The organism is Chryseobacterium sp. L12 (assembly GCF_056133985.1).
Genome location: NZ_JBVYOF010000004.1, coordinates 1 through 24,403, shown reverse-complemented (window position 1 = coordinate 24,403; position 24,403 = coordinate 1). Strand labels below are relative to the sequence as shown.

Genomic DNA, 24,403 nt, shown 5'->3' with positions numbered 1-24,403 from the left:
TCAACTGCGTGATTTGGGATTAACAGATGTTCCGTCTGCATTGATGGCTACCAAAACATTTGACGTAGGAGTCTGAATTCCGTACATAACACCATTCAGAGGATTTATCGCTGTAGAATTATAATTTACAGATGCTGTGCCTATGAGAGGATAAGTAAGTGGATTACTTGATGTAACAACTTCATAAAGTGAGTTTGCCTGAGAAAGATATAATTTAGATGTACACCCAAAGCAATTATTCACGGTAACTGTAATAGTTGAAGGCTCACTGCGATAGCCGTCATCGTTATAAGGAGCCGTAAGACCTTTTATATTATATCTGATAGTTGCCGTACCAGTGTATCCAGTTGCCGGCGAAAAAGTAACCAGCTTAGTAGATGCAGAATAGATCCAAGTACCTACACCGCTCTGAGTATAGGAAATTCCTTGAGGTGTTCCAGCTGTATCAATAAATTGAAATGAATTAGCATCTATATTAGAGGATGAGGCAGTTGGTGTACCTGTTATGGGTCCGGAATACGCTATATCATTTGTTAAAGGGGCTATCGTTGCAGAAGAGTTTTTGCAGGTAGAAAAAGAGTCATCACTGGAAACTGCAGAATAAGGAAGGGTAACTTTCAGTCCACGGATAAGATGAATGTCATTTAATCCGCCATTAGAAGCTCCGAAACCAATTCTAAAGTTTGCCGGCGGACTTGTATCTAAGGTGTAAGTTGCGTCAGCGCCCTGCACATCTGAAGTATTAAAATCAGTTGAAACAGGATTTGCGTTTTCATTATAAACATATGAAGTTCTGTACCAGTAATTATTAATTACTGTAGATACTGTAGATCCGTGTTGTATTTTTACCGTAACATTAAATCCGCCTAAGGCATTTGGAATTAGTTCAATAAACGCTTTTCTATAATCAGCATTAGCCGGATTTGTAGTGAATGTAGTTGTTCTTAGATTAAAATTAGCTGGTAAACCTACTCCGGTAGTATAAGCACCCGTAGCCGGATTGATAGTAGCAGATGCTATTCCCGCAGAAGCAAGTGTTGATTGTGTGATTAGAGTGGGATATCCAGTATAGCCCAATCCCAAACCATTCGAAAGATTCAGCGTTCCTCTTTTTCCTCTGAGTGTCACCTGGCTGCCATTTTGTGCAAAAGTTGCCTGCACGCCGTTACTTCTTTGATCGCCTTGAAATACCTGTCTTTTGAAGTTACCAAAAGCATCAATACCTATTCCTAAATAAGCTCCGGAAAGTCCCGTTTGCCTGTTTGAAGCAAAGGTATTATGAGCCCTGTTGTACCCATAGCCTAAACCCGCTCCGTTTGCACCAACTACAGGTGAAGCAACTGATGCGTCAAACAAAAATACTGATAATCCATCTGCACCTGTACCACCATACATTCCGTATTCAAACTCTATTTTGATACCGTTCAGAGAAGAGAATTGTTTATTATTAATATATACTGCACCAAACTGATTGTTTACAGCTGATGTAAGACGCATACCATTGGTAGTAAATGTTGTAGAGTTTATTCCGGTTTGAGGTGTCATAAGGGTTATTTCACTTGGCTGACTTCCAGACGTAAAACTTTCACTGTATGGAAAACTTCCATATAATTGAGCTTGTATTTCACTACAGCTTCCAAGTATAATTAAAAGCATAGTGAATAACTTAAAAAAATTATTATTTTTTACCATTTTATATTATTTGTGTTAAAGATGTTGATTGTAAACTGCTGAAAGAGTTTGTAATAGTAATTATCAACGGTGTAAGAATCAATTTCAAATATACTTATCAAACCCATTTTTTATCAAATACCATATATTCGTTGAATAAAAACGAGTATTCAACTAATTAATAGATTAGAATTTGATAAAACTCAGCAAAGATGGAGGCGGTCTTATATTAAAAACTCTTGAATAATGATAATCTATGAATTGTTTGTTGTACCAATCGAATAACAGCACAAGCAAAAATAAACATGACAAATAAGAGAAGAAAGTTAAAAAACTTAAACAAGCTTTTTTTATTTTTTTCTTCAAACCAGATTCAGGAAGTAAATAATATAATGTTTGATTTTTTAGATTTGAAAATCTTTCTTCTGAGTGGTGATTTTCAAATTTTCTGATGATATGATACTTTAGTTTTGATTGGTATTCATCAATTATTTTTTTTGATTTTATATCATCATTTTTAATTCTCTTAACTAAATTCTTTTTATTGTTTTTTAAATCCCTACTTGTGCTTACATAGTCAGAAGAACTGGTAATTATTATTAATGATTTCCCTGAGTTTTTTGTGTATTGTATCGAATTACCTTTGATTACAATAGATCTTTCAGCAATCTGATAATTAAAATTATCATCAGATGAGTAAATTGCTGCTTCTCCTTTCAATAAAATTGTATTAGAAGAGCGTTCGCTCAAACTGTCGTTTTCTTGTGAATAAGATTTCACATAAAATAACAAAAAAGGCAACAATAAAATTTTCCAATATTTTCTTGATGAAAAAATTGGGTTTAATATCAAATTATCAATATGTGAGATAAAATTGTTGATTGGAATAGCCTTTAATTCAGCAAAGTTAAATTAAAATTTAATTAATTTGCTGATAATAAGCTGTTTGTAGATAAAAATCTACAAGCATAATACGCATTTATAAATGTTTATTTTTGCGTTAATATGAAATATATGATGTTATGAAAGCTAACAATTAAAATTTTTTCATTGTTTATTAAAAATTTTAATGCAAAAAAATGGGAAATAAATAAAAATAAAACCCTCATTAATCTTTAGAATAAAAGAATTCTTTATTAATGAGGGTTGATATTTTATTTTTATTAGATTTATATCAATTACTCTTAGATGAAATTAATCCTTAAAAATCTGGTTTTCCTGTTCCTGAACTCGTATAAAAGTAGTTCTTTTTGACAATTCCTTCAGTGTGGAAGCACCAACATAAGTACAGGTAGAACGTACGCCGCCTAAAATATCTTTTACCGTTTCCGCAACCGGACCTTTATATTCTACTTTCACCGTTTTTCCTTCGGAAGCTCTGTATTCTGCCACACCTCCGGAATGTTTATCCATTGCTGTTTTAGAACTCATTCCATAGAATAGCTTATATTTTTTTCCGTTCTCTTCCACCATTTCACCACCGCTTTCATCGTGACCGGCAAACATTCCGCCGAGCATCACAAAATCTGCACCTCCGCCAAAAGCTTTTGCCACATCTCCCGGAACTTTACATCCTCCGTCTGCAATAATGTGCCCTTTCAATCCGTGAGCGGCATCAGAACATTCTATAATGGCTGAAAGCTGAGGATAACCAACACCGGTTTTTACTCTTGTCGTACAGACCGAACCTGGACCGATTCCGACTTTAATAATATCGGCACCAACTAAAATTAACTCTTCTATCATTTCGCCTGTTACTACATTCCCTGCAATGATAATTTTATCAGGAAAATTCTGTCTGGCTTTCTTCACAAACTGTACGAAATGCTCAGAATAACCATTGGCGACATCTATGCAGAGAAACTCAATTTTTGGATGTTGCGTGAGAATGGTTTTTATTTTTTCTTCATCTGCTGTTCCGGTTCCGGTGCTCAATGCGATGTACTGATAGATTTCATCATTCTTATCCTGCAGGAAATCAGCCCATTCTGTTACAGAGTAATGTTTGTGTACAGCAGTAATTATTTTGTCTTTTGCGAGTTCAACTGCCATTTCGAAAGTTCCTACCGTATCCATATTGGCTGCGATAATAGGAGTGCCTTTCCATTTTTTCTGAGTGTGGAGGAATGTGAATTCTCTTTCTAAGTTAACCTCGGAGCGCGATTTTAAGGTTGAACGTTTAGGACGAAACATCACATCTTTAAAGCCCAGCTTTATATCATATTCTATTCTCATAATTTGGAAGATATTTTAAATAAAAGTATGGAAAAGATTTTTAGAAACATCGAAAGGAGATGATTTTATAGAATATTTATGAGAGATTTAGAATTTAATTCTTATAATTGGTGTCATCATCTTTTGAAATATCCTATTTTTGATTTCATGGATTTTCCTGTTACTTTTCAGATTTTTGGTCATACAATCCTTGCACATCCTGTTCTTGAAACGATTGGGATTTTCATCGGAATGCGGTATTATTTTTATTTAAAACGGAAATCAAAAGAAAAACTGTCATTTAATATCTCTGCTGCGGTTTTAATCGGAGCTACGGCAGGAGCATTATTGGGTTCAAAGCTTATAGGGAATTTAGAAAATCCGTATGTATTTTTTAATGATTTTGATTTTAAAAGATTCTGGACAAACAATACCATCGTCGGCGGACTGGCTTTTGGTTTAATCGGTGTAGAATGGGCAAAAAAAATTGTCGGTCATAAAGAAAGCACAGGAGATCTGATTGTTTTTCCATTAATTCTCGCAATGATTATTGGTAGAATCGGATGTTTTCTGACAGGAATTCACGAAGAAACGTATGGAATTCCTACAGATTTTATTTTCGGAATGCATTTAGGAGATGAATATCTTCGGCATCCTGTTGCGCTTTACGAAATTACTTTTCTTATAGTCTTATGGATTATTTTAAAAACTATTCAGGATAAAAAAATATATCCGTCAGGTTTTGTTTTTCAGATATTTATGTTGAGTTATTTCAGCTTTAGGTTTATGCTGGATTTTATAAAACCGAAAATAGAAATTGTCGGAAATTTAGGAACAATTCAGATTACCTGTCTTTGCATCATTTTTTATTATTTCTTGAAACTGAGAAAAATAAATTCTTTAACTTCACCTGAAAATATCACATCATGAAAAATTTAACAATCCTTGAAGTTGGTAATCTTGGCGGTTTAGTCGTAATGATTATAGGGTTTATTTTGGTTATACTTTTTGTAGTTTCTCTGGTGATTGCCGCTATTACAAAAGTGATTTATGAATGGAATAACGAAAATAAATTTACCAGCGGACAGTTCTGGAGAACCGTTTTGATATCGATGCTTATTGGCGGGTTGATCAGTGGTTTTATTTGTGGTGGAATGTAAATATAAATTATGCCAGTAAGAAAATATACCTATTACGATTATACGATAAGTCTTTGTCCGGAATGCCTGAAAAGGGTAGGAGCAAAAATTATCATTGAGGATGAATCGGTTTTCATGACCAAAAGATGTCCCGATCATGGCTTTTTTAAAACTAAAATTGCTTCTGACGTTCAATACTATAAAAGCATACGAAACTATAATAAAGCATCAGAAACACCTGTTCATTTCGGAACCGATGTAGAGTATGGCTGTCCTTACGATTGTGGTTTATGTGTTGATCATGAGCAGCATAGCTGCCTTTCTATCGTGGAAGTGACAGATCGCTGTAATCTCACTTGTCCGACTTGCTATGCCATGTCTTCTCCGCATTACGGAAATCATAGAAGCTTACAGGAAATTGAAGCAATGTTTGATATTATTGTTAAGAATGAAGGTGAACCGGATGTTGTGCAGATCAGTGGAGGAGAACCTACAATTCATCCTGAATTTTTCAAAATAATGGATATTGCGAAAACGAAACCGATCAAACATTTAATGCTGAATACCAATGGCGTAAGAATTGCCAATGATCCCGGCTTTGCCGAAAAATTAGCATCCTATGCTCCGGAATTTGAAGTTTATCTGCAGTTTGATTCCTTCAAGCCGGAGGTTTTAGAAGACTTCAGGGGTAAAGACTTAACGGATGTAAGAATGAAAGCTTTAGAAAAATTAAATGAATTAAATCTTTCTACGACGCTCGTTATTGTTCTGCAAAAAGGAAAAAATGTTGATGAAATCGGAAAAATTATTGAGTTTGCCTTAAAACAAAAATGTGTTCGCGGAATTACTTTTCAGCCTGTCGAAATTGCAGGGCGGAACAGAGAAGATTCGGCACATGAAAAAATTACTTTAACGGAAGTAAGACAAGAAATTTTAAACCAGTTTCCGCTTTTGAACTCAGATGATCTGATTCCGGCCCCATGTAACCCGGATGCTTTGGCAATGGGATATATTTTAAAACTGGAAGGCGAGACAATTCCTCTAACCAGATACATCAATCCCGCCGATTTGCTGAATAATGAAACCAAAAATACAATCGTCTACGAACAGGATACCGGATTGCAGATGCAGCTTTTAGATATTTTCAGTACGGGTATTTCGGTTGATAAAGTAAAACCTAAAGTCAATCAGCTATTATGCTGTCTTCCTGAAGTTTCGGCTCCGAATCTTGATTATGATAATTTATTCAGAATTATTATTATGAATTTTATGGATGCACACGATTTTGACGTGCGGGCTGTGAAAAAATCATGCGTACACATTGTCAGCAAAAATTTAAAACTTATTCCTTTTGAGACAATGAATTTGTTTTATCGTGATGATAAAATCAAATACCTGGAAGAATTGCGAAAAGATGACAGGGTTTTATTTTAGCTATAAATGCAGACTACTTTAATCAATGATTTGGAAAATTTAGTCCTAATTTTGCATTTGTGAAACATCTCGTTATTATCGGTCTCGTTATTCCTGAGCCTGCTTCTACGGCAGCTGGTCAAAGAATGATGCAGCTTATTGAATTGTTCAGTAAAAAAAATTACAAAGTCACTTTTCTTACATCGGCTAACAATATTGAGTTTTCGGAGAAAATTGATGTTGAAAAAATTGAAATCAACAGCAAAAGTTTTGACGAAAAAATTAAAGTTCTGAATCCTGATATTGTTCTTTTTGACCGATATGTTACCGAAGAACAGTTAGGTTGGCGTATTTCTGAAAATTGTCCGGATGCGATTAAAATTCTTGATACGGAAGACCTTCATTTCTTGAGGGAAGCACGCAGAAAAGCTTTTGCTGAAAAGAGAGAAGTAAACGATCAGGATTTCATCAATGAAATTTTTAAAAGAGAAATTGCTTCCATTTTGCGGTGTGATTTATCGTTAATCATCTCTGAATTCGAAATGAATTTGCTGATAAAAAAATTCAAAATTAATCCTGAGATTCTCTTTTATATTCCGTTTCTGACAGAAGAAAAGCAAGAAAATAAGCCTTCTTTTTCAGAGCGCGAACATTTCGTAAGTATCGGAAATTTTTTACATGAACCCAATTGGCAGACTGTTATTAAGCTGAAAACAATCTGGAAATCAATTCGTAAGCAAATTCCGGATGCGGAACTTCATATTTACGGAGCTTATGCGACAGAAAAAGTTTTTCAGCTGAATAATGAGAATGAAGGTTTTATCGTGAAAGGAAGGGCAGAGTCTGCAGAGTCTGTTTTCAGACAATACCGTGTTTTACTCGCTCCCATTCCTTTTGGTGCGGGCTTGAAAGGAAAACTCTGGGAAAGCATGAAATTTAGCTTGCCGAATGTTACCAGTTCGGTTGGAGCAGAAGCGATGCATAAAAATCTTCCCTGGAACGGATTTATTAAAGATTCTGACGAAAATTTTATCAATAAAGCTGTTGAGCTATATCAAAATGAAACAGTCTGGAATCAGGCAAACAAAAATGCAGAGGAGATTTTGAAACAAGTTTTTGATAAACAGCTTTACGTTGACCAATTTTGGGAAAAAATTGCAGACATCAAGGAAAACCTTCAAAATCATCGAACAGGAAATTTTCTGGGAATCATTCTTCAGCATCATCAGTTAAACTCAACCAAATACATGAGCCGCTGGATTGAAGAGAAAAATAAAAAATAAAAGACAGATTTCTGCAAATCTTAAAGAAATCTGTCTTAAAAAGAGATCAAAGAGTTTTAATCAAACTTCATGATTTCATTCAATTCATTCATGTATTCGTACGCAGTAAGATCAAATTTCACAGGAACAATAGAAATATATCCGTTTGCCAATGCTGTTTCATCTGCATCTTCAGATTCATCCATATTGTTGAAATATCCTGTAAGCCAGTAATATTTTTTTCCATGCGGATTGATGCGTTCATCAAAGCTTTCTTCCCATTTGGCATTCGCTTGCTTACAGATTTTTACACCTTTTATTTCTTCTTTCGTAAGTTTCGGGATGTTGACATTCAGCACAACACCTTTTGGCATTGGGTTATCAATCACCTTTTTTACAATTCCCTGGATGTATTCTTTAGCCTGTGTGAAATCTGCTTCCCAGCTGAAATCCAACAAAGAAAAGCCAATCGAAGGAAGTCCTTCTACACCGCCTTCCACAGCAGCAGACATTGTTCCCGAGTAAATAACGTTGATGGAAGAATTAGCTCCGTGGTTGATTCCTGATACTACAATATCCGGTCTTCTCGGAAGAATTTTATCCAAAGCCATTTTCACACAGTCTACCGGAGTTCCACTGCAGGAAAAATCCCGTTGAGGTCCGTCCAAATGTACTTCTTCATAGCTTAAAGTAGAATTGATGGTAATTGCATGACCTTTTCCGCTTTGAGGAGAATTGGGAGCCACCACAATCACTTCTCCTATCTCATTCATAAATTCTACAAGATTTCTGATACCCGGAGCTGTAATTCCGTCGTCATTTGTTACCAGAATAAGTGGTTTTTCCATATAAAAAATTTAATTTTAACAAAAATACTTAAAACTAATTGATAATTCTAAAGAAGGTATTAATTTTGATAGTTTGTAACGGAAATTTAATTATCAATACTAATTAAAAACAATTCTAAAAAATTAATAAAATATATTATAGATTTATGTGGAAAAATTTTAAACTGAATAAATTTTTACTCCTCATACCATTGACAAGTCTTATGTTTTGTTTCAATTCACCTCAAAATGATGATGAAAAGATGCAGACGATCATGGTGAGTGTTAAAAATACTCTTTCTTACTTACATTACAGCCCAAAACCCATCAACGATGCTTATTCTAAAGATGTTTATAAGCATTATTTTGAATTGGCAGATCCTGCAAAAAGATATTTTCTTCAGTCTGATATGGATGAATTTGCTAAGCATGAAACCAAGCTGGATGATTACATCAATCAGGGAGACCTTACATTTTACAAACTGACTATTGATAGATTGTACCAAAGAGTAGATGAAATTGATAAGATGACGCAGGATATTTTTACGAAACCAATCAATCTTGAAGAAGATGAAACACTGATTCTTGAGCCTAAACTTAAAAAAACTCCTGCAAACAAACAGGAACAGTATAACGAGTGGAAAAAATTCATCAAATACAATATTCTTCAGGAAATTGAGTCGATGAACAGCAAAGAGGAAACCCAAAAAGAGAAAAAAGATTCTGTACAGAAATTTAAGCTGAAAGACACGATAAAACTTGAAATTCTTACGCCTCAGCAAAAACTGACAAAAGCAACAGATGAGGTAAAGGATCTGGTAAAGGAAACTTTTACAAGATTCAAAAAAAGAAAGAAAATGGATTGGTTTACGGTCTATATGAATGCTTATACAGAAGTTTTTGATCCGCACACCAATTATTATTCTCCAAAAGATAAAGAAGATTTTGATACCCAGTTTAAAGGAAAAGTGATCGGAATCGGTGCTTTAATTCAGGAGAAAAAAGGAAATCTTTATTTGGGCGCATTAACAATCGGTGCTCCTGCCTGGAAATCTAAACAGCTTTCTGAAGGGGATAAAATTCTGAAAGTGAAATCTAAACCAAAAGAAGATGCTGTAAATGTAGTAGGAATGCTTTCTGATGAAGCGGTGAGACTGATCAGAGGTGAAAAAGGAACTCCGGTAACTTTAACGGTTCAGAAAAAAGATGGTACGATCAGAGATGTAACCATGATTCGCGAGGAAGTTGCCATTGAAGATACGTTTGCGAAAAGCATTATCGTAAATTCACCGAATGGCAAAAAGTACGGATTCATCAATCTTCCAAGCTTCAATGCCGATTTTGAGGATGAAAAAGGCAGAAATGCTTCTGATGACATTAAAAATGAAATCATCAAACTGAAAGCGCAGGGAATTGAAGGAATCGTTCTTGATCTGAGAAATAATGGCGGAGGTTCTTTAACCGAAGTGGGTGATATTATGGGATTGTTTATGAATGCAGGTCCTTACGTTCAGGTAAAAGACGGAAACGGAAAAATTCAGACTTTGAAAAATAAGCAGGAATCTCCAATCTGGAATGGTCCGTTGGTAATTATGCAAAACGAGCTTTCCGCTTCTGCTTCGGAAATTTTAGCAGGGGCAATGCAGGACTATGGAAGAGCAATTGTAGTAGGATCTCCACAGTCATTTGGGAAAGGTACGGTGCAGACTTTTGTTGATCTTAACAGATTTCTAAATACTGAAGATGATTTCGGATCTTTAAAACTAACGATTCAGAAGTTCTACAGAGTGACAGGAGAATCAAACCAAAGAAAAGGAATTGTGTCGGATATTCAGATGAAAGATTTCTTCACTTTTGCGGAAATCGGAGAAAGATATGATGATTTTGCTTTAGCTTGGGATAAAATTCCGAGTGCTAACTTCCAGAGAATGAATAATCTTGATGTGAAGGCTTTAGAAAAAGCAAGCAGCGAAAGAATGGCAAAAAATCCTAATTATCAATTGCTTCTGGAATCTGCCCAATGGAGAGAGCAGCTTAATAAAGAAGAAACAATAACTTTGAATATTAACAAGTTTAATGAACTGATGAAGCAGAGAAAAGCACAGATTGAGAAGTTCAAAAAGCTTTCTAAATTCAATAACGGATTGAAGTTTGCAATGTATCCTGCGGAAATTGAAAGAGAGAAGAAAGATGAGGTCTTTAAGAAGAAATCGGAAATATGGATTAAAAATCTCCAGAAAGATTCTTACCTTCAGGAAGCGATGAATATTATTGCCGACATGAAATCAAAACAATAAAATTTTACAAGCCATCAACGAAAATTGGTGGTTTTTTATTTTATAGAAACGCAAATCAAATAAGAAATACAACTCAGTATTCAAAAACTACCGTTCAGTCAGAAAAATATTTTTCTGTAAAGTTTTAGAGATAATTTTACGGAAAATTAAAACAGACATGAAAACGATATTTCAGAAAGTGGTTGGCTTTCTTTTGATGCTCAGCTTTACTTTTTCTTTTTCTCAGATTAAAATTTCAGGGAAAGTTACGTTTAAAAATAAGGGAATCAGTGAAGTAAATGTTACACTGAAAGATACTTATGACGGTGCCACAACAGACAAAGACGGCATTTTTTCTTTTGAAACAACCGAGAAAGGAAATCAGGTTCTTACATTTTCGCATCCTAAATATATTGAAGTAGAGAAAAATATTTTGATAGGAAATGAAAACATAACCGTAAATAGCGAAATTAAAGAACAGGTGAGTGAAATTGAAGCAGTGGTAATTTCCGCAGGAGCTATAGAAGCCAGCGATAAAAAACGTGCTACAGCTTTACTTACACCCATAGATATTTATACGATTGCCGGAGCAGACGGGCAGGTTTCTTCTGCGCTCACGTATCTTCCGGGTGTGCAGAAAGTAGGCGAAACGGAAGGTCTTTTTATCCGTGGCGGAACCGGTACCGAAGCCAAAATCTTTATGGACGGAAGTCTTATCAACAATTATTTTTCTAATTCTGTTCCGGGAATTGCAGGACGAGACCGCTTCAACACTTCTCTTTTCAAAGGAAATATTTTTTCCAGCGGCGGCTATTCAGCGTTATACGGGCAGGCTCTTTCTGGTGTTCTGATGCTGGAAAGCGTAGATCTTCCGGATCAAAGCTCTTATGACATTGGCGTTTCTCCGATATTTTTAAATGCAGGCTTTCAGAGATTAGGCGAAGATAAAAATCATTCTTACGGAGCGAGTGCGGGATATTCTTTGCTGACACCAATGCGTAAAATTTTTAATTTTAATACTGATTTTACAGACGGACCGCAAGGTTTTAACGGAGATGCAAATTTCAGATTTAAAACTAAATCCGGAGGTTTTTTCAAATATTACGGAATGTATAGTACCGACAGAATGGGTGTAAAAACAGAAAGTCTGGAACCGGAATACGATTTTGCTCTGGTGAAACTGAAAGGAGAAAATATGTATCACAATCTTTCTTTCAGACAAAAATTCGGAAAATACCTTTTGAATATAGGAACTTCTTATTCTTTTAACGAGTCTGATCTTAATTTCTCAACCGAAAAGCAGGAAATAGAATCAGGAAATACTCAGGTTTTGAATCATGGGAATTACTTTAACTTTAAAACCGTTTTAGAAAGAAAACTGAATAAAATCAGTGCATTGAGAGGAGGTTTTGAGTTGAATAATACCAGTGAAGAACTTACCGTTACAGATTTTAATAAAAATTACAAAGATTTGATCTCTTCTGCTTTCGTGGAAACGGATTTGGGATTCAGCAATCATTTTTCTGCTAAAATCGGCGTTCGCTCGGAACATTCTTCTTTTCTGAACCGGTTTAATGTGGCTCCGCGTTTTGCTTTGGCTTACAGATTAGCAAAAGAATGGACAGCCTCTTTCGCTTACGGATTGTTTTACCAGAATCCGGAAAGCCGTTACATCAATTCGCCGGTGAAGTTAGATTTTCAGCAGTCACAGCATTATATTTTTCAGATTCAGAGAGCTTCTGAAGGGAGAAGTTTGAGGCTGGAAGCTTTTTATAAAAAGTATGACGATTTAGTTAAAGTTTTAAATATCAGCGAAATAAACAGCCAGTCTCCGCCTGTGCAGACAGCCATAAATAATAACGGAAATGGTTTTGCCAAAGGTCTTGAATTTTTCTGGAGAGACAAAAAGACCTTTCAGAATATTGATTACTGGATAAGCTATTCTTTTCTGGATTCTAAAAGAGATTTTTTAAATTATCCTTTTAGTTTAAGACCCAATTTTGCCTCAGAACACACTATTTCCGCAGTTGCTAAAAGATTTTTCCCTGAGCTGAAATTCGGAACCAATCTTTCTTATACTTATGCTAAAGGAAGACCTTTCTACGATATTGTTTCGCAAAACGGGGAAAATATCATCAGGAATGAAGGAAGGCTGAAAGATTTCAGTTCACTTAATTTTAGTTTTAATTATCTTCCGAATTTAGGAAAAAAAGATGCGAAGTCATTTGTTGTACTTGTGTTAAGTATTTCCAATATTTTAGGAAATAAAAACATTTACGGGTATAATTTTTCCAGAAACGGAATGCAGAGTTCTGCGGTGGTTCCACCTGTAAATACCTTTGTTTTTGTTGGAGCTTTTATCAGCTTCGGAGTCGACAGAACACAGGATGCAATCAATAATAATCTTTAATAACAATAATTTTAAAAATTTAGAAATCATGAAAAAATATCTTTTAAGCTTTGCTTTAGTTTGTATGAGTTTAGTATCTTATGCTCAATCCAATTACGAAAAAATAATGACTGAAAAGATCAGCAAACTGGAAATATGCAAAACTCCGGAAGACTTCCAGGCTCTTGCCAACGATTTTCAGAGAATTGCCGACAAAGAAAAAGGAAAATGGCAGCCCAATTATTATACTGCGTTTTCTTACATTCAGAAAGGAAGGGTTTTGATGAGAGAAGGAAAAATGCAGAATTTGGATGAGGCGGCAGATCAGGCTCAGAAGTATGTAGATGCAGCAGAATCTGTAGAAAAAAGCAATTCTGAAATTCACTTGCTTCAAAAAATGATTTATTCGCTCAAGATGATGGTCAATCCTATGGAAAGATACATGACATTCGGAGCAAAAGCTGAAGAAGCACTTAAAAAAGCAGAACAGCTGGATCCTGCAAATCCGCGAGTGGTTTTGATTAAAGCTGAAGATACTTATTTTACTCCCGAACAATATGGCGGAAGCAAATCCAAGGGAATGGAACTTTTTAAGTCTGCTCTGGAGAAGTATAAATCTTTCAAGCCTAAAACTTCTTTAGATCCTAACTGGGGACAATCTGAAGCCGAATATTTTATCAGCCAGTCCGGAAAATAATCTGTATCTAAATAACAAAAATTACGGCAAAAACAGTTTATTGCCTAAATTTGAATACACAATACCTTATGACACGCAAAAATCTGATAACTCTTGCCTGGGTTTCTTTCGCAACATCAATGTTCTTTTTCTTTCTGTTTACGACTGAAAAGACCATTAAAAATTTTTTGCTGACGATTCTTGTTTCGTCTATGTACTCATTTGTTTTAGGTGGCGGAAACGGGCTTGTCAATGATTTTCTCAACAAGAAATTTCCGTGGTCTGAAGCTACCACAAAGCGTGCGGTCATCAGTATTGTTACCATCTTAATTACCAATATTATCCTGGTTTATTTCTGTAACTACATCAATTTTGTCATTTTTCAGAAATCAGCCACTACGGAAGAATACTTTCTTGGGAAATATAATTTTATCAATTGGTTTACCATCAATATTGCTTTATTGATTTCAGCATTTCTTCATGCGAAAGGCTTTATGGAAGAACTCAAAAAAGCTTCCAAAAAAGAAGTGGTGGAGCAGAAGCTTATTGCAAAATCTGCCAATGCACAGTTTGAAAGCCTGAAAAATCAGCTTGATCCTCACTTTTTGTTTAATTCTTTGAATGTTTTGAGCTCACTGATAGATGAAAATCCCATTCAGGCACAGAAATTTACGGCTTCAATGTCTAAGATTTACCGCTATGTCCTTGAGCAGAAGGATAAAGAACTCGTTACGGTAGAAGACGAAATTGAATTTGCGAAAATCTATTGCGAATTGCTTAAAACAAGATTTGAAGACAGTGTGAATTTTATTTTTGATATTAAAAAAGAAGATATAAAGAAATTTGTTGTTCCGCTTTCTCTGCAACTTCTTTTGGAGAATTGTATTAAACATAATCTTGCTACTTCTTCAAAACCTCTTTTAATTAAAATTTTTACAGAAGGAGAGAGTCTGTGTATCGAAAATAACCTCCAGATCCGTGAACAGATTAAAGAAAGTGCAGGAATCGGCTTGGCAAATATTGTGCAGCGTTACGCTTTGCTTACCAGCCGAAATGTTTTTATAGAAAGATCTGATGATTATTTTAAAGTAAAACTTCCTGTGTTAATTGAGAAACCAAATGTTGTCAATAGTGTTGTTTCTGATGATGATGTGGTTTACGAAAGAGCATTGAAACGGGTAAAAGAAATTAAATCTTTTTACAGTAATCTTATCTCCTACATTGTAGTGATACCGGTTTTGGTTATTATTAATATGATATCAACACCGCAGCATTTGTGGTTTTACTGGCCCATGCTTGGATGGGGAATGGGTGTGGCAGCACACGGATTGAGTGTATTTTCCATCGGAAGAAACTGGGAAGAAAGAAAAATCAGGGAAATTTTAGAAAAAGAAAACAACAGTTATGGAAAATAATATACAGCGCAGCATGCGCTACCGTGAAGCTGAAAAAAAAGTAAAAAAAATTAAAGGCTTTTATATCCATCTTATGGTATATTTTTTTGTGAATATTTTTAGCATTGTTTCTGAAGCTGTTATAGCAAAACCTGGAGCAAAATTTTGGGAATGGGATTTGCTCATTTTGCCTTCATTATGGGGAATTGGTGTTGCTGCTCATGGTCTGAGTGTATTTCTGCCGGCATTTATCTTGGGTAAAAACTGGGAAGAAAAGAAAATAAGAGAATTAATGGAAAAAAATAAATAATATGAATGCACTTTATCTTGTTTTTTATGCATCTGTTGCGCTCTGGCTTTTCAGCGAACTGTATTATAAAAAAATGCTGAAATCTGGAGAAAAAGATCAGAAAAAAGATCAGTCCACACTCAATATTTTATGGGTAGTAATTTTACCGTCTGTTTTTTGTGCTGTTTTGATTTCTAAAACCACTTATTTTCCTATTAAAAATCAATATCTTACGTTATACATTGGTGAATTTTTTATTCTGACCGGAATTTTTTTTCGCTGGATCATTATCAGATCCTTGGGAAAATATTTTATGGTAGATGTCTCTATCAAAGAAGATCATAAAATAAAGCAGGAAGGATTTTATAAATACATCAGGCATCCTTCTTATACTTTTGCGCTTCTTACTTTTTTAGGTCTTGGTATTTTCCTCAATAACTGGATTTCTTTATTTCTTGCTTTTGTCCCGACTTTTATTGCCTTTCTGTATCGTATTAAGATTGAAGAAAAGGCACTTATAGAAAAATTTGGTGAAGAATATATTCAGTATAAAAAGAAAACTAAAATGCTGATTCCGTTTGTTTACTAAAGATTTAATAATTCAAATTGAAATTAAAGGAGATGATAATACGTCTCCTTTTCTTTTCGGAAAAAAAATTGCTTTTAAAATTTGATTTGCCTTTTTTTAGATTTAACAGTTTACTTGTATATTAATTTTATAACACGACAAGTTTTGTCGCATTAGCGATTTAGCTTTGCAGAAATAACAAAAAAACTATTACATAAAAATTTGCGCATATTTAAACGCAAAGTTTTATTAAAATAACCTTACATATAAGGAGCAAAGTTGAATCAACAGGTTGATTGATGAAGCGATATTTTCACGCTTTGCGAAGCAATTTAATTGCCTTTGTATCTTAAAATAAAACGTTTTGAAAATAAATCTTTGCGTAAAAATTAACAACAAACTTATTACAAGAATATTTGACGCATATTTAACGCAAAGTTGAATCAAAATAATCTTATATAAGGAACAAAGATGAATCACAGTTATTGATGAAGCGATATTTCACGCTTTGCGATGCAATTTAATTGCCTTTGCATCTTAAAATTAAACATTTTGAAAATAAATCTTTGCGTGAAAAAAATCTAACCAACAGTAAATTTTTTTTAATAAAAAGATTAATAAAGCCTAAATCGGCTAATAAAGAGTAGTTTACAAGAGTGGAGAACTCTATCGGTAACGATTTAGTAATGGTGCTTACTGCACTTGCTTTCACTTGATTACCATGTAAATCATTAATGCAAATGTAATAAAAAATGGGTAGAGTACATTAGTGCTTTACCCATTTTTTCGCCCTTTCCTTTCTACTGAAATATCAATAAAATCTCCCCACTGGGGGTATTCTGTGATATTGGTTTCAATATTATTCCCAAATTTTGGCATATCAACAATAGATGCAGCTCCGAAACAAATTGTGAGAACTTCTAAACGACTATGCTATGGAAATCGTGTTGAATAAGATATTAGCGCAAATTCATCATCAGGAAGATAAATTTTCTTCTCAAAAGATGCCAACGGCGGAAGAGGCTTATCAAATGACCCTGTTCCTAAAGGAAATGTTGTTCAATATAAAAGCCCAAGTCGTACAGGATGGATTTACAAATGAACAGCAAGAAATTGACTTTTTCAAGAACATTAAACCACAAATCTTAGGGAAGCTCATTTACTATAATAAAGTCTTCCGCATCGAAACTACCTGCCCTGTGAGCAATGGCAAAATACACCAAAGCTATTATGAGAACCTATTAAAAACCCTCAAATTACAATATAAAGAAACTATTTGCAATGAGGATTTTTACAGATACTACCGTGCAGGCAGAATAGACCGTGACCATACTTATTTCAGGCTCGGACAAATCAATTACCACGATGGATTAAAGAGTGGTGTATTTGAAATTGACCTTAGCTTTTCAACATATTTTGATAACAAAATAGCCCACATTATAGCGAATGAATTACTTTATACTTATATGCTTACTAAAATCAGCCCCGAAGAAAATCCAGATTTGATTTTATTAAATGGAGAAGCAAACAAGGATATTTCGTGGACAAATTCTCAAAATGCACTTATCGAACTGATATATGCTCTTTATGCTTCTAATTCCATTGCACACGGAAAAATCGGCATCCGAAAATTAGCTTTGATTTTTCAAGTGCTATTCCGAACTCCCTTAAACGATATACATCACTCTTTCCACCGAATGAAAACAAGGGCAGGTTCCCGAACGGCATTTTTAGACCAGCTCAAAATATCCCTCGAAGAATATATGGATAAAGACCTTTAGCTACATTAAAAAACGGTATGTCCAGAGCAGTACACAAAATGTACTGCTTTTTCTTTGCCCATATCTGCCAATTGGCAAATGCTCTCAAAACTTCATTACAAAATATCCAAAATCCCCTAAAATCCTTATTAAACAAGGGTTTTCACTAATTGTAAAAATTTTCAAAAAACCGCCAAACCAATTGGCAAGGCTTGGCAGACAAACACTGCCACCTTTCACAATTTTGCATAGCGAACTTTAAAAAGCTGTGCAATGAAAATAATAACCATTGAAGAAGAAGCGTGGCAACAGCTAAACAGCCGTATCAATGCCATTGCCGACTACCTGAAAAGATTGGATGATAGAAGCTATGATGACCTGTGGGTCAATAACCACGAGGTATGCCAATACCTGCATATCAGCGAAAAGACCTTATGGCGCATGCGCACCAAAGGCGAGATTGCTTATTCAAAAATCTACGGTCAGTATTTCTACACCATAGGAGCAATTAAGGATATGCTCAATGCCAATGCCATACAGAGCAGTGATGAATTTGTGCAGGAGCTTATGGCAAAAGGCAAAAGCTATATCGAAAAAGGCAGAAAGCTAAAGGCAGACAAAAAATAGGTATGAACCCTTAAAGTATATTCCTATGAATATTGACAGAATGGAATTTTTGGCGTGGATGGAACGCTTAATGGGTCGCCTTGATATACTGGGCGATAATATAGACGAGTTGCAAAAGAAACGCAACAGTATAGATGGCGAGGAACTGCTCGATAATCAGGATTTGCTTCAAATGCTGAAAATAAGCAACCGCTCTCTGCAACGGTATCGCTCCATTGGCAAACTACCTTATTATACGATAAGTGGAAAATTGTATTACAAGCTATCTGATGTACATCAGTTCATAAGAGAGAGTTTTAACCCTCCCTCAAAATGAACGCCAATGAAAGACAAAGGCTGCCTTTGAGTGCCAAATTGAGCAATACAGCCAACGCTTCATTTACATTCGGCAGTGAATTTTTAAAACTTTCAAAATATGAGCGAAGAAATCACAAACAAACAGGAAATGCCCGAACAATTATCGGACATATTATTGGTGCTGGATAAAGAAAAAATGAAAATCCAAGCCGTAAAGAGTATTGACGAGAACGGAAAAATGGAAACCGTTGACCCCACGAAGAAAAACCAAAACCAGTTTATGCGTGTGGATAAAAGCGGCGACTTTTTTTCCAACTTCTTCTCCAATTTTTTCAGCCAATTAAAGAACCCTACCAATTTTTCATTCTTCAAAGTGCCTGCACCTATTGCAGTCGAAAAAGCACAGGAAATGCAAAAGCAGGTAAATAAGCCCACTCCAGAAGGCGAAAAAGTGATGAAAGAACACGAAGTAAAAATAGAGCCGCAACAGGATAAGAAACAAGAAAATCAAAATAATATGGCAACAACACAAACAACACCGGAAGCCAGCGAGTACCGCTACAAACCGGAGCAGATTGATTGGGACACAATGAAAAACCTCGGATTAAGCAAGGAATACCTTGAAAAAAGAAACCTGCTTGACCCTTTGTTACGAGGTTACAAAACCAATGAACTTTTGCCGATAGGCGTTAACTTCGGAGGTTCTGTTCTTCGCACAGATGCCCGATTGTCTTTACAGCAAGCCGAAGATGGAAATGTTATCGTAGCAATGCACGGTATCAAAAAAGAACCCAACCTGCATTTTGAGTTTTTCGGACACAAGTTTACCGATGAGGACAAAAAGAACCTGCTCGAAACAGGTAATATGGGGCGTGTGGTTAACCTGACCAATTCCAAAACGGGCGAACTGATGCCATCCATTATCAGCATAGACAGGCTAACCAATGATGTAATTGCCTTACGGACGGATTTCATAAAAATTCCCGATGAAATTAAAGGTGTAAAACTGAACGATGAGCAAAAACAAACTTTAATGGAGGGTAAACCGCTAAAGTTAGACGGTATGATTTCCACGAAAGGAACGGAGTTCTCGGCAACGGTCCAATTCAATGCAGACAAACGTTATGTGGAGTTCCTGTTTGACCGCAATAATTCCAACAGGCAAACTCAAAGCAACGGTCAAACTCAAAACAATCAGCAAAGCCAGCCGCAGGAAGCTCCAAAAACATTCAGAGGCAAAGAACTGACCGATGAGCAGCATAAGGATTTCAAAGCCGGACAAACCGTTTACATTGACGGATTGAAAGATAAAAAAGGGCAACCGTATCAGGGTTATATCACTTTCAACAAGGATACCGGAAAAACAGGCTTTGAGTTTCCTAATCAATATAAAGAAAGGGTAAAACCCACCGAAGCCCATAAAACGCAAACTGCCGTCAATTCGGAGGGCAAGACCAACGAAGCAACTAAAAACATCAAAGAGCCTTTGAAGTCGGGGCAACAAAGACCGAAAAACAAACAACAGCAGGAACAACAGGAAAAGCCGAAAGCTCCTGCAAAATCCAAAGGCGTAAAAAGGTAATCAAGTATGAAAACAATCATTGCAGAAAAACCAAGCGTAGCAAGGGAAATAGCCGGACTTGTGGGAGCATCCGATAAAAAGGACGGCTACCTGACAGGTAACGGCTATTTTGTTACGTGGGCATTCGGTCATTTAATAGGATTGGGAATGCCCGAAGATTACGGGATTACGGGATTTGACAAAGCATCATTGCCAATATTGCCCAACCCTTTTTTGCTGACCGTCCGGAAAGTCAAAAAAGACAAAGGCTATACCGCCGATACAGGTGCATTAAAGCAACTGAAGGTTATCGAACAGCTTTTTAATCGTAGTAACAGCATCATTGTAGCCACCGATGCGGGACGTGAGGGCGAACTCATTTTCAGGTACATTTATGAATACCTGAAATGCAACAAGCCTTTTGAACGGCTTTGGATTAGTTCGCTTACCGAAAAAGCGATTAAACAAGGTTTTGACAATCTAAAAGACGGGGCAGCATTTGACGGATTGTATCAGGCGGCACAAGGCAGAAGCCGTGCCGATTGGCTCGTGGGCATCAATGCTACACAGGCGTTGAGCATTGCCGCAGGCAATGGTATTTATTCACTCGGAAGAGTACAGACACCTACACTGGCTTTGATATGCAAACGCTATTTGGAAAACAAAAATTTCTCGGTAAAGAAGTATTGGCAGATACAGTTATTACACCACAAAGAACTGATAGATTTTAAAAGCCTTTCCAAAACCAAATGGGAAGACCAAAAACTTGCGGATGATACGCTGAAAGCCATTCAGCGAAGCGAAACGGCAACAGTTACATCAGTAGAAACCAAAAGCGTTACAGAACAACCTCCTTTATTGTTCGACCTTACCGGATTGCAGAAGGAAGCCAATAAAAAGCTGAACCTTTCTGCCGAAGAAACCCTCAACATTGCCCAAAGTCTTTACGAAAAGAAGTTTATCACTTATCCCCGTACCGGAAGCAAATACATTCCTGAAGATATGTGGGCAGAAATCCCCAACCTCGTGAGGGCTTTGCAGGATAGGGAAACCTGCAAGCAAGCCGTATCAAAGATGAAATGGGGACGTTTCAATAAACGTATCGTGAACGATTTGCGTGTTACCGACCACCACGGATTATTGATTACAGACAAAATCCCATCAGCACTGAACGCAAAGGAAAATGCCGTTTATGATATGATTGCCTTTCGGTTGCTCGAAGCCCTTTCACAAGCCTGCATCAAAGAGATAACCGATGTAGGTTTACAAGCATTGCATTATGATTTTATGGCAAAAGGCTGTAAAATCATAGAAGCTGGCTGGCGTTCCATCAAAGGCAGTTTCTCCGACGATGATACTGAACATATACAGGATTTACCCGAACTGAAAAAAGGGGATGAACTCAAAATAAAAGAAGCCTCCGTTCTCGAAAAGAAAACCAAACCGCCTGTGCTTTATACCGAAGCAGGGCTTTTGTCGGCTATGGAAACTGCCGGAAAGGAAATCGAAAATGAAGACGAACGGAAAGCCCTGCAAAATATCGGTATCGGTACTCCGGCTACAAGAGCCGCAATAATCGAAACCCTGTTTACCCGTAACTACATCCAAAGGGAAAAGAAATCCTTAATCCCCACCGAAAAGGGATTGCAAGTGTATGAATTAGTTAAAGAACGGAAAATTGCGGATGTGGCAATGACTGCCGAATGGGAACTCGCATTGCAGAAAATTGAGAACAACGAAACTGATGCAGGGGCATTTCAAAAGGAAATGGAACATTACGCTTCATCTATTACCAATGAATTGCTGCAAACTTCCATTGCCAAAAACAACCTGCCCAAACTGGCTTGCCCGAAATGTAAAAGCCAGCAACTCATTATCCGTGATAAAATAGTGAAGTGTCCTGATGAGGTTTGTAATTGGGTGCAGTTTCGCAATGTGTGTGGCGTACAAATCGGCATAGCTGATATTGAAAACCTTGTCAATAAAAGGAAAACTTCACTTATCAAAGGGATGAAAAGCAAGGCAGGAAAGAAATTCGATGCGTATATCGTATTGAAAGAGGATTGTACAACCTCTTTTGAGTTTGATAAAAATAAAAGCTACAAAAAGTAATGGAAAATAAGCCTACCATTAGCACAATGGAAATCAGAAATCTGATTTATTCTATACGTGGAAAGCAAGTGATGCTGGATAGCGACCTCGCTTCCTTATATCAGGTGGAAACAAAGAACCTTAACAAAGCCGTAAAAAGGAATATAGACAGGTTTCCTGCTTCTTTCTGCTTTCAACTGACCGAAGAGGAAGTTGAAAACTTGAGGTTCCAAATTGGAACCTCAAGTTTAAGTTATGGCGGAAGACGTTATTTGCCCTATGTTTTTACTGAACAAGGGGTCGCAATGGCTTCTGCCATACTCCGTTCAGATATAGCGGTTAAAGTCAGTGTTGAAATTATGGAAGCCTTTGTAGAAATGCGAAGAATGCTTGCCAGTAATGCCTCTCTTTTTCATCGTTTGGATAAAATTGAATTGAAACAATTAGAAGCCGACCAAAAATTTGAAGAGATTTTTAAGGCTTTGGAAAGCGATAAGCTCCACAGTGAAAAAGGAATTTTCTACAATGGGCAGGTTTTTGATGCCTACGCCTTTGTATCAGACATTATTCGTAATGCCAAAAACTCCATTATCCTGCTGGATAATTATGTGGATGACACAGTATTGACCTTATTGGGCAAACGCAATGATGATGTTACTGCCACAATCTATACCAAAAGCATTAACAATCAACTACGTTTGGATGTACAACGGTACAACAGCCAATATCCTCTGATTGAAATTGAGATTTTTTCCGATGCCCACGACCGATTTTTGATTATTGACGGTACGGAGCTTTACCACATCGGGGCATCACTAAAAGACCTGGGCAAAAAATGGTTTGCCTTTTCGAGAATGGATATTGAGGTGGGCAGAATGCTCAAAATCTTAAACCAACAATAAACCCTCTAATTCAGAGGGTTTTCTTTAGTTTTTTGATGCTTCAAAATGCTCTTGTACGTTCTTAAATTAACTTCAATAATATTTTTTCTTTAGCCATAAACTTGCCCTTACCAATAATATGAGTACCGGAACTTCTACCAGTGGGCCGATAACGCCCACAAATGCCTGTGGCGAATGAATACCGAAAACCGCTATTGCTACGGCTATTGCCAATTCAAAATTGTTTCCTGTGGCTGTAAATGCGATGGATGCGTTTTTATCGTAAGGAACTTTAAGGGATTTATTGATAAAGAAGCTCACGAAAAACATCAGTACAAAATAGATTACTAACGGTATTGCCACTTTTACTACATCCATTGGCAATTCCAATATTTTATCGCCTTTCAGACTGAACATTAATACGATTGTAAACAGTAAAGCATATAATGTAATGGGCGATATTCGGGGTACAAATTTCCTGTTATACCATTCTGTACCTTTTGATTTGATAAGGAAGTAACGACTTAAAAAACCTGCTAAAAATGGAATGCCTAAGTATATCAATACGCTTTCGGTTACGTCTTTCATTGATACGCTTACATTGAAGTTGGCTAATCCTAATTTTGAAGGTAATACGTTGATGAACAGCCAAACTAAGAAGCTATAAGAAAGTATCTGGAAGATACTGTTTAATGCAACTAACATAGCTGTATATTCTCTGTTTGCTTTAGCTAAGTCACTCCAAACGATTACCATTGCGATGCACCTTGCCAAACCTATCAATATCAAGCCTGTCATATAATCGGGTTCGTTCCGTAAAAACAAAACTGCTAAACCGAACATCAGTACCGTGCCGATAACCCAATTCAGCAATAAGGATATACCGATTACTTTTTTATCCTTAAATGCCATAGGTAACAATGAATAATCAACCTTTGCCAATGGCGGGTACATCATCAATATTAAACCTATTGCCAACGGAATGTTTGTAGTGCCTACGGATAGGGCATTTGTAATTTTTGAAATACCGGGAAAGATATATCCCAATCCTATACCTACTGCCATTGC

The 24,403-nt window shown here is 36.2% G+C and carries 21 protein-coding genes; 16 read left to right on the top strand and 5 right to left on the bottom strand.

Features of this window, described 5'->3' with window-relative positions; genetic code table 11:
• The 3 genes from AC0NBN_RS03995 to AC0NBN_RS03985 form a co-directional block, all read right to left on the bottom strand.
• Nucleotides 1–1,656: an L-type lectin family protein gene (locus AC0NBN_RS03995; RefSeq protein ID WP_160813747.1), complete on the bottom strand. Its 1,656-nt coding sequence runs from the start codon at nucleotides 1,654–1,656 to the stop codon at nucleotides 1–3.
• 201 nt (nucleotides 1,657–1,857) lie between these two features.
• On the bottom strand, nucleotides 1,858–2,523 hold the full coding sequence (locus tag AC0NBN_RS03990) for a hypothetical protein (protein ID WP_160813746.1): 666 nt from the start codon (nucleotides 2,521–2,523) through the stop codon (nucleotides 1,858–1,860).
• Between the two features lie 342 nt (nucleotides 2,524–2,865).
• Nucleotides 2,866–3,906, bottom strand: coding sequence for a GMP reductase (locus AC0NBN_RS03985; RefSeq protein WP_160813745.1), 1,041 nt, complete (start codon nucleotides 3,904–3,906; stop codon nucleotides 2,866–2,868).
• Nucleotides 3,907–3,984: 78 nt separating this feature from the next.
• Here AC0NBN_RS03985 and AC0NBN_RS03980 point away from each other — a divergent pair, with 78 nt between their 5' ends.
• The 4 genes from AC0NBN_RS03980 to AC0NBN_RS03965 are packed head-to-tail and all read left to right on the top strand — an operon-like array spanning nucleotide 3,985 to nucleotide 7,720.
• Entirely contained in the window at nucleotides 3,985–4,815 is an 831-nt protein-coding gene (locus tag AC0NBN_RS03980; RefSeq protein WP_474467142.1) for a prolipoprotein diacylglyceryl transferase, read from the top strand.
• Nucleotides 4,812–5,045, top strand: a complete 234-nt coding sequence (locus tag AC0NBN_RS03975; RefSeq protein WP_474467141.1) for a hypothetical protein — start codon at nucleotides 4,812–4,814, stop codon at nucleotides 5,043–5,045. The genes AC0NBN_RS03980 and AC0NBN_RS03975 overlap by 4 nt, the downstream gene beginning before the upstream one ends.
• Before the next feature lie 9 nt (nucleotides 5,046–5,054).
• The gene (locus AC0NBN_RS03970) at nucleotides 5,055–6,458 is read left to right on the top strand and encodes a radical SAM protein (RefSeq protein ID WP_160813744.1); all 1,404 of its coding nucleotides are present in this window, start codon (nucleotides 5,055–5,057) and stop codon (nucleotides 6,456–6,458) included.
• A 59-nt stretch (nucleotides 6,459–6,517) separates the two neighbouring features.
• Nucleotides 6,518–7,720, top strand: a complete 1,203-nt coding sequence (locus tag AC0NBN_RS03965; protein ID WP_143883014.1) for a glycosyltransferase — start codon at nucleotides 6,518–6,520, stop codon at nucleotides 7,718–7,720.
• Nucleotides 7,721–7,776: 56 nt separating this feature from the next.
• Here AC0NBN_RS03965 and surE read toward each other — a convergent pair whose 3' ends face one another.
• Complete coding sequence (surE, locus tag AC0NBN_RS03960) at nucleotides 7,777–8,547, bottom strand: 5'/3'-nucleotidase SurE (protein ID WP_160813743.1); 771 nt, start codon at nucleotides 8,545–8,547, stop codon at nucleotides 7,777–7,779.
• Between the two features lie 146 nt (nucleotides 8,548–8,693).
• Between surE and AC0NBN_RS03955 the strand changes: the two genes are divergently transcribed.
• The 12 genes from AC0NBN_RS03955 (at nucleotide 8,694) to AC0NBN_RS03900 (ending at nucleotide 23,356) form a co-directional block, all read left to right on the top strand.
• The gene (locus AC0NBN_RS03955; protein ID WP_143883012.1) at nucleotides 8,694–10,823 is read left to right on the top strand and encodes a carboxy terminal-processing peptidase; all 2,130 of its coding nucleotides are present in this window, start codon (nucleotides 8,694–8,696) and stop codon (nucleotides 10,821–10,823) included.
• A gap of 157 nt (nucleotides 10,824–10,980) precedes the next feature.
• Nucleotides 10,981–13,212, top strand: a complete 2,232-nt coding sequence (locus AC0NBN_RS03950) for a TonB-dependent receptor (RefSeq protein ID WP_143883011.1) — start codon at nucleotides 10,981–10,983, stop codon at nucleotides 13,210–13,212.
• A 28-nt stretch (nucleotides 13,213–13,240) separates the two neighbouring features.
• On the top strand, nucleotides 13,241–13,888 hold the full coding sequence (locus AC0NBN_RS03945) for a hypothetical protein (RefSeq protein ID WP_143883010.1): 648 nt from the start codon (nucleotides 13,241–13,243) through the stop codon (nucleotides 13,886–13,888).
• A 68-nt stretch (nucleotides 13,889–13,956) separates the two neighbouring features.
• On the top strand, nucleotides 13,957–15,282 hold the full coding sequence (locus AC0NBN_RS03940; RefSeq protein WP_143883009.1) for a 2TM domain-containing protein: 1,326 nt from the start codon (nucleotides 13,957–13,959) through the stop codon (nucleotides 15,280–15,282).
• Entirely contained in the window at nucleotides 15,272–15,571 is a 300-nt protein-coding gene (locus AC0NBN_RS03935; RefSeq protein ID WP_143883008.1) for a 2TM domain-containing protein, read from the top strand. The genes AC0NBN_RS03940 and AC0NBN_RS03935 overlap by 11 nt, the downstream gene beginning before the upstream one ends.
• Before the next feature lies 1 nt (nucleotide 15,572).
• Nucleotides 15,573–16,139, top strand: coding sequence for a methyltransferase family protein (locus AC0NBN_RS03930; RefSeq protein WP_160813742.1), 567 nt, complete (start codon nucleotides 15,573–15,575; stop codon nucleotides 16,137–16,139).
• A gap of 914 nt (nucleotides 16,140–17,053) precedes the next feature.
• Nucleotides 17,054–17,899 carry an RteC domain-containing protein gene (locus AC0NBN_RS03925; protein WP_160813741.1) on the top strand — a complete coding sequence of 282 codons (846 nt, stop codon included), beginning with the start codon at nucleotides 17,054–17,056 and terminating at the stop codon, nucleotides 17,897–17,899.
• Between the two features lie 252 nt (nucleotides 17,900–18,151).
• Nucleotides 18,152–18,505, top strand: coding sequence for a helix-turn-helix domain-containing protein (locus tag AC0NBN_RS03920; protein WP_078798962.1), 354 nt, complete (start codon nucleotides 18,152–18,154; stop codon nucleotides 18,503–18,505).
• A gap of 25 nt (nucleotides 18,506–18,530) precedes the next feature.
• Nucleotides 18,531–18,821 carry a helix-turn-helix domain-containing protein gene (locus AC0NBN_RS03915; protein ID WP_078798963.1) on the top strand — a complete coding sequence of 97 codons (291 nt, stop codon included), beginning with the start codon at nucleotides 18,531–18,533 and terminating at the stop codon, nucleotides 18,819–18,821.
• A 99-nt stretch (nucleotides 18,822–18,920) separates the two neighbouring features.
• Nucleotides 18,921–20,384 carry a DUF3945 domain-containing protein gene (locus tag AC0NBN_RS03910; protein WP_078798964.1) on the top strand — a complete coding sequence of 488 codons (1,464 nt, stop codon included), beginning with the start codon at nucleotides 18,921–18,923 and terminating at the stop codon, nucleotides 20,382–20,384.
• 6 nt (nucleotides 20,385–20,390) lie between these two features.
• Nucleotides 20,391–22,475: a type IA DNA topoisomerase gene (locus AC0NBN_RS03905; protein ID WP_160813740.1), complete on the top strand. Its 2,085-nt coding sequence runs from the start codon at nucleotides 20,391–20,393 to the stop codon at nucleotides 22,473–22,475.
• Complete coding sequence (locus tag AC0NBN_RS03900; RefSeq protein WP_078798966.1) at nucleotides 22,475–23,356, top strand: ORF6N domain-containing protein; 882 nt, start codon at nucleotides 22,475–22,477, stop codon at nucleotides 23,354–23,356. Before AC0NBN_RS03905 ends, AC0NBN_RS03900 begins: the two co-directional genes overlap by 1 nt.
• Before the next feature lie 72 nt (nucleotides 23,357–23,428).
• On the opposite strand, the gene arsB is transcribed toward AC0NBN_RS03900, so the two are convergent.
• The coding region (gene arsB, locus AC0NBN_RS03895; protein ID WP_160813739.1) for an ACR3 family arsenite efflux transporter at nucleotides 23,429–24,403 on the bottom strand (975 nt) is incomplete at its 5' end.

Bases quoted from the DNA above. Each gene is read 5' to 3' on its own strand.
- AC0NBN_RS03995 (WP_160813747.1), bottom strand. From the start codon at position 1,656: ATGCTTTTAATTATACTTGGAAGCTGTAGTGAAATACAAGCTCAATTA.
- AC0NBN_RS03985 (WP_160813745.1), bottom strand. From the start codon at position 3,906: ATGAGAATAGAATATGATATAAAGCTGGGCTTTAAAGATGTGATGTTT.
- AC0NBN_RS03980 (WP_474467142.1), top strand. From the start codon at position 3,985: ATGAGAGATTTAGAATTTAATTCTTATAATTGGTGTCATCATCTTTTG.
- AC0NBN_RS03975 (WP_474467141.1), top strand. From the start codon at position 4,812: ATGAAAAATTTAACAATCCTTGAAGTTGGTAATCTTGGCGGTTTAGTC.
- AC0NBN_RS03970 (WP_160813744.1), top strand. From the start codon at position 5,055: ATGCCAGTAAGAAAATATACCTATTACGATTATACGATAAGTCTTTGT.
- surE (WP_160813743.1), bottom strand. From the start codon at position 8,547: ATGGAAAAACCACTTATTCTGGTAACAAATGACGACGGAATTACAGCT.
- AC0NBN_RS03955 (WP_143883012.1), top strand. From the start codon at position 8,694: ATGTGGAAAAATTTTAAACTGAATAAATTTTTACTCCTCATACCATTG.
- AC0NBN_RS03950 (WP_143883011.1), top strand. From the start codon at position 10,981: ATGAAAACGATATTTCAGAAAGTGGTTGGCTTTCTTTTGATGCTCAGC.
- AC0NBN_RS03945 (WP_143883010.1), top strand. From the start codon at position 13,241: ATGAAAAAATATCTTTTAAGCTTTGCTTTAGTTTGTATGAGTTTAGTA.
- AC0NBN_RS03940 (WP_143883009.1), top strand. From the start codon at position 13,957: ATGACACGCAAAAATCTGATAACTCTTGCCTGGGTTTCTTTCGCAACA.
- AC0NBN_RS03935 (WP_143883008.1), top strand. From the start codon at position 15,272: ATGGAAAATAATATACAGCGCAGCATGCGCTACCGTGAAGCTGAAAAA.
- AC0NBN_RS03930 (WP_160813742.1), top strand. From the start codon at position 15,573: ATGAATGCACTTTATCTTGTTTTTTATGCATCTGTTGCGCTCTGGCTT.
- AC0NBN_RS03925 (WP_160813741.1), top strand. From the start codon at position 17,054: ATGGAAATCGTGTTGAATAAGATATTAGCGCAAATTCATCATCAGGAA.
- AC0NBN_RS03920 (WP_078798962.1), top strand. From the start codon at position 18,152: ATGAAAATAATAACCATTGAAGAAGAAGCGTGGCAACAGCTAAACAGC.
- AC0NBN_RS03915 (WP_078798963.1), top strand. From the start codon at position 18,531: ATGAATATTGACAGAATGGAATTTTTGGCGTGGATGGAACGCTTAATG.
- AC0NBN_RS03910 (WP_078798964.1), top strand. From the start codon at position 18,921: ATGAGCGAAGAAATCACAAACAAACAGGAAATGCCCGAACAATTATCG.
- AC0NBN_RS03905 (WP_160813740.1), top strand. From the start codon at position 20,391: ATGAAAACAATCATTGCAGAAAAACCAAGCGTAGCAAGGGAAATAGCC.
- AC0NBN_RS03900 (WP_078798966.1), top strand. From the start codon at position 22,475: ATGGAAAATAAGCCTACCATTAGCACAATGGAAATCAGAAATCTGATT.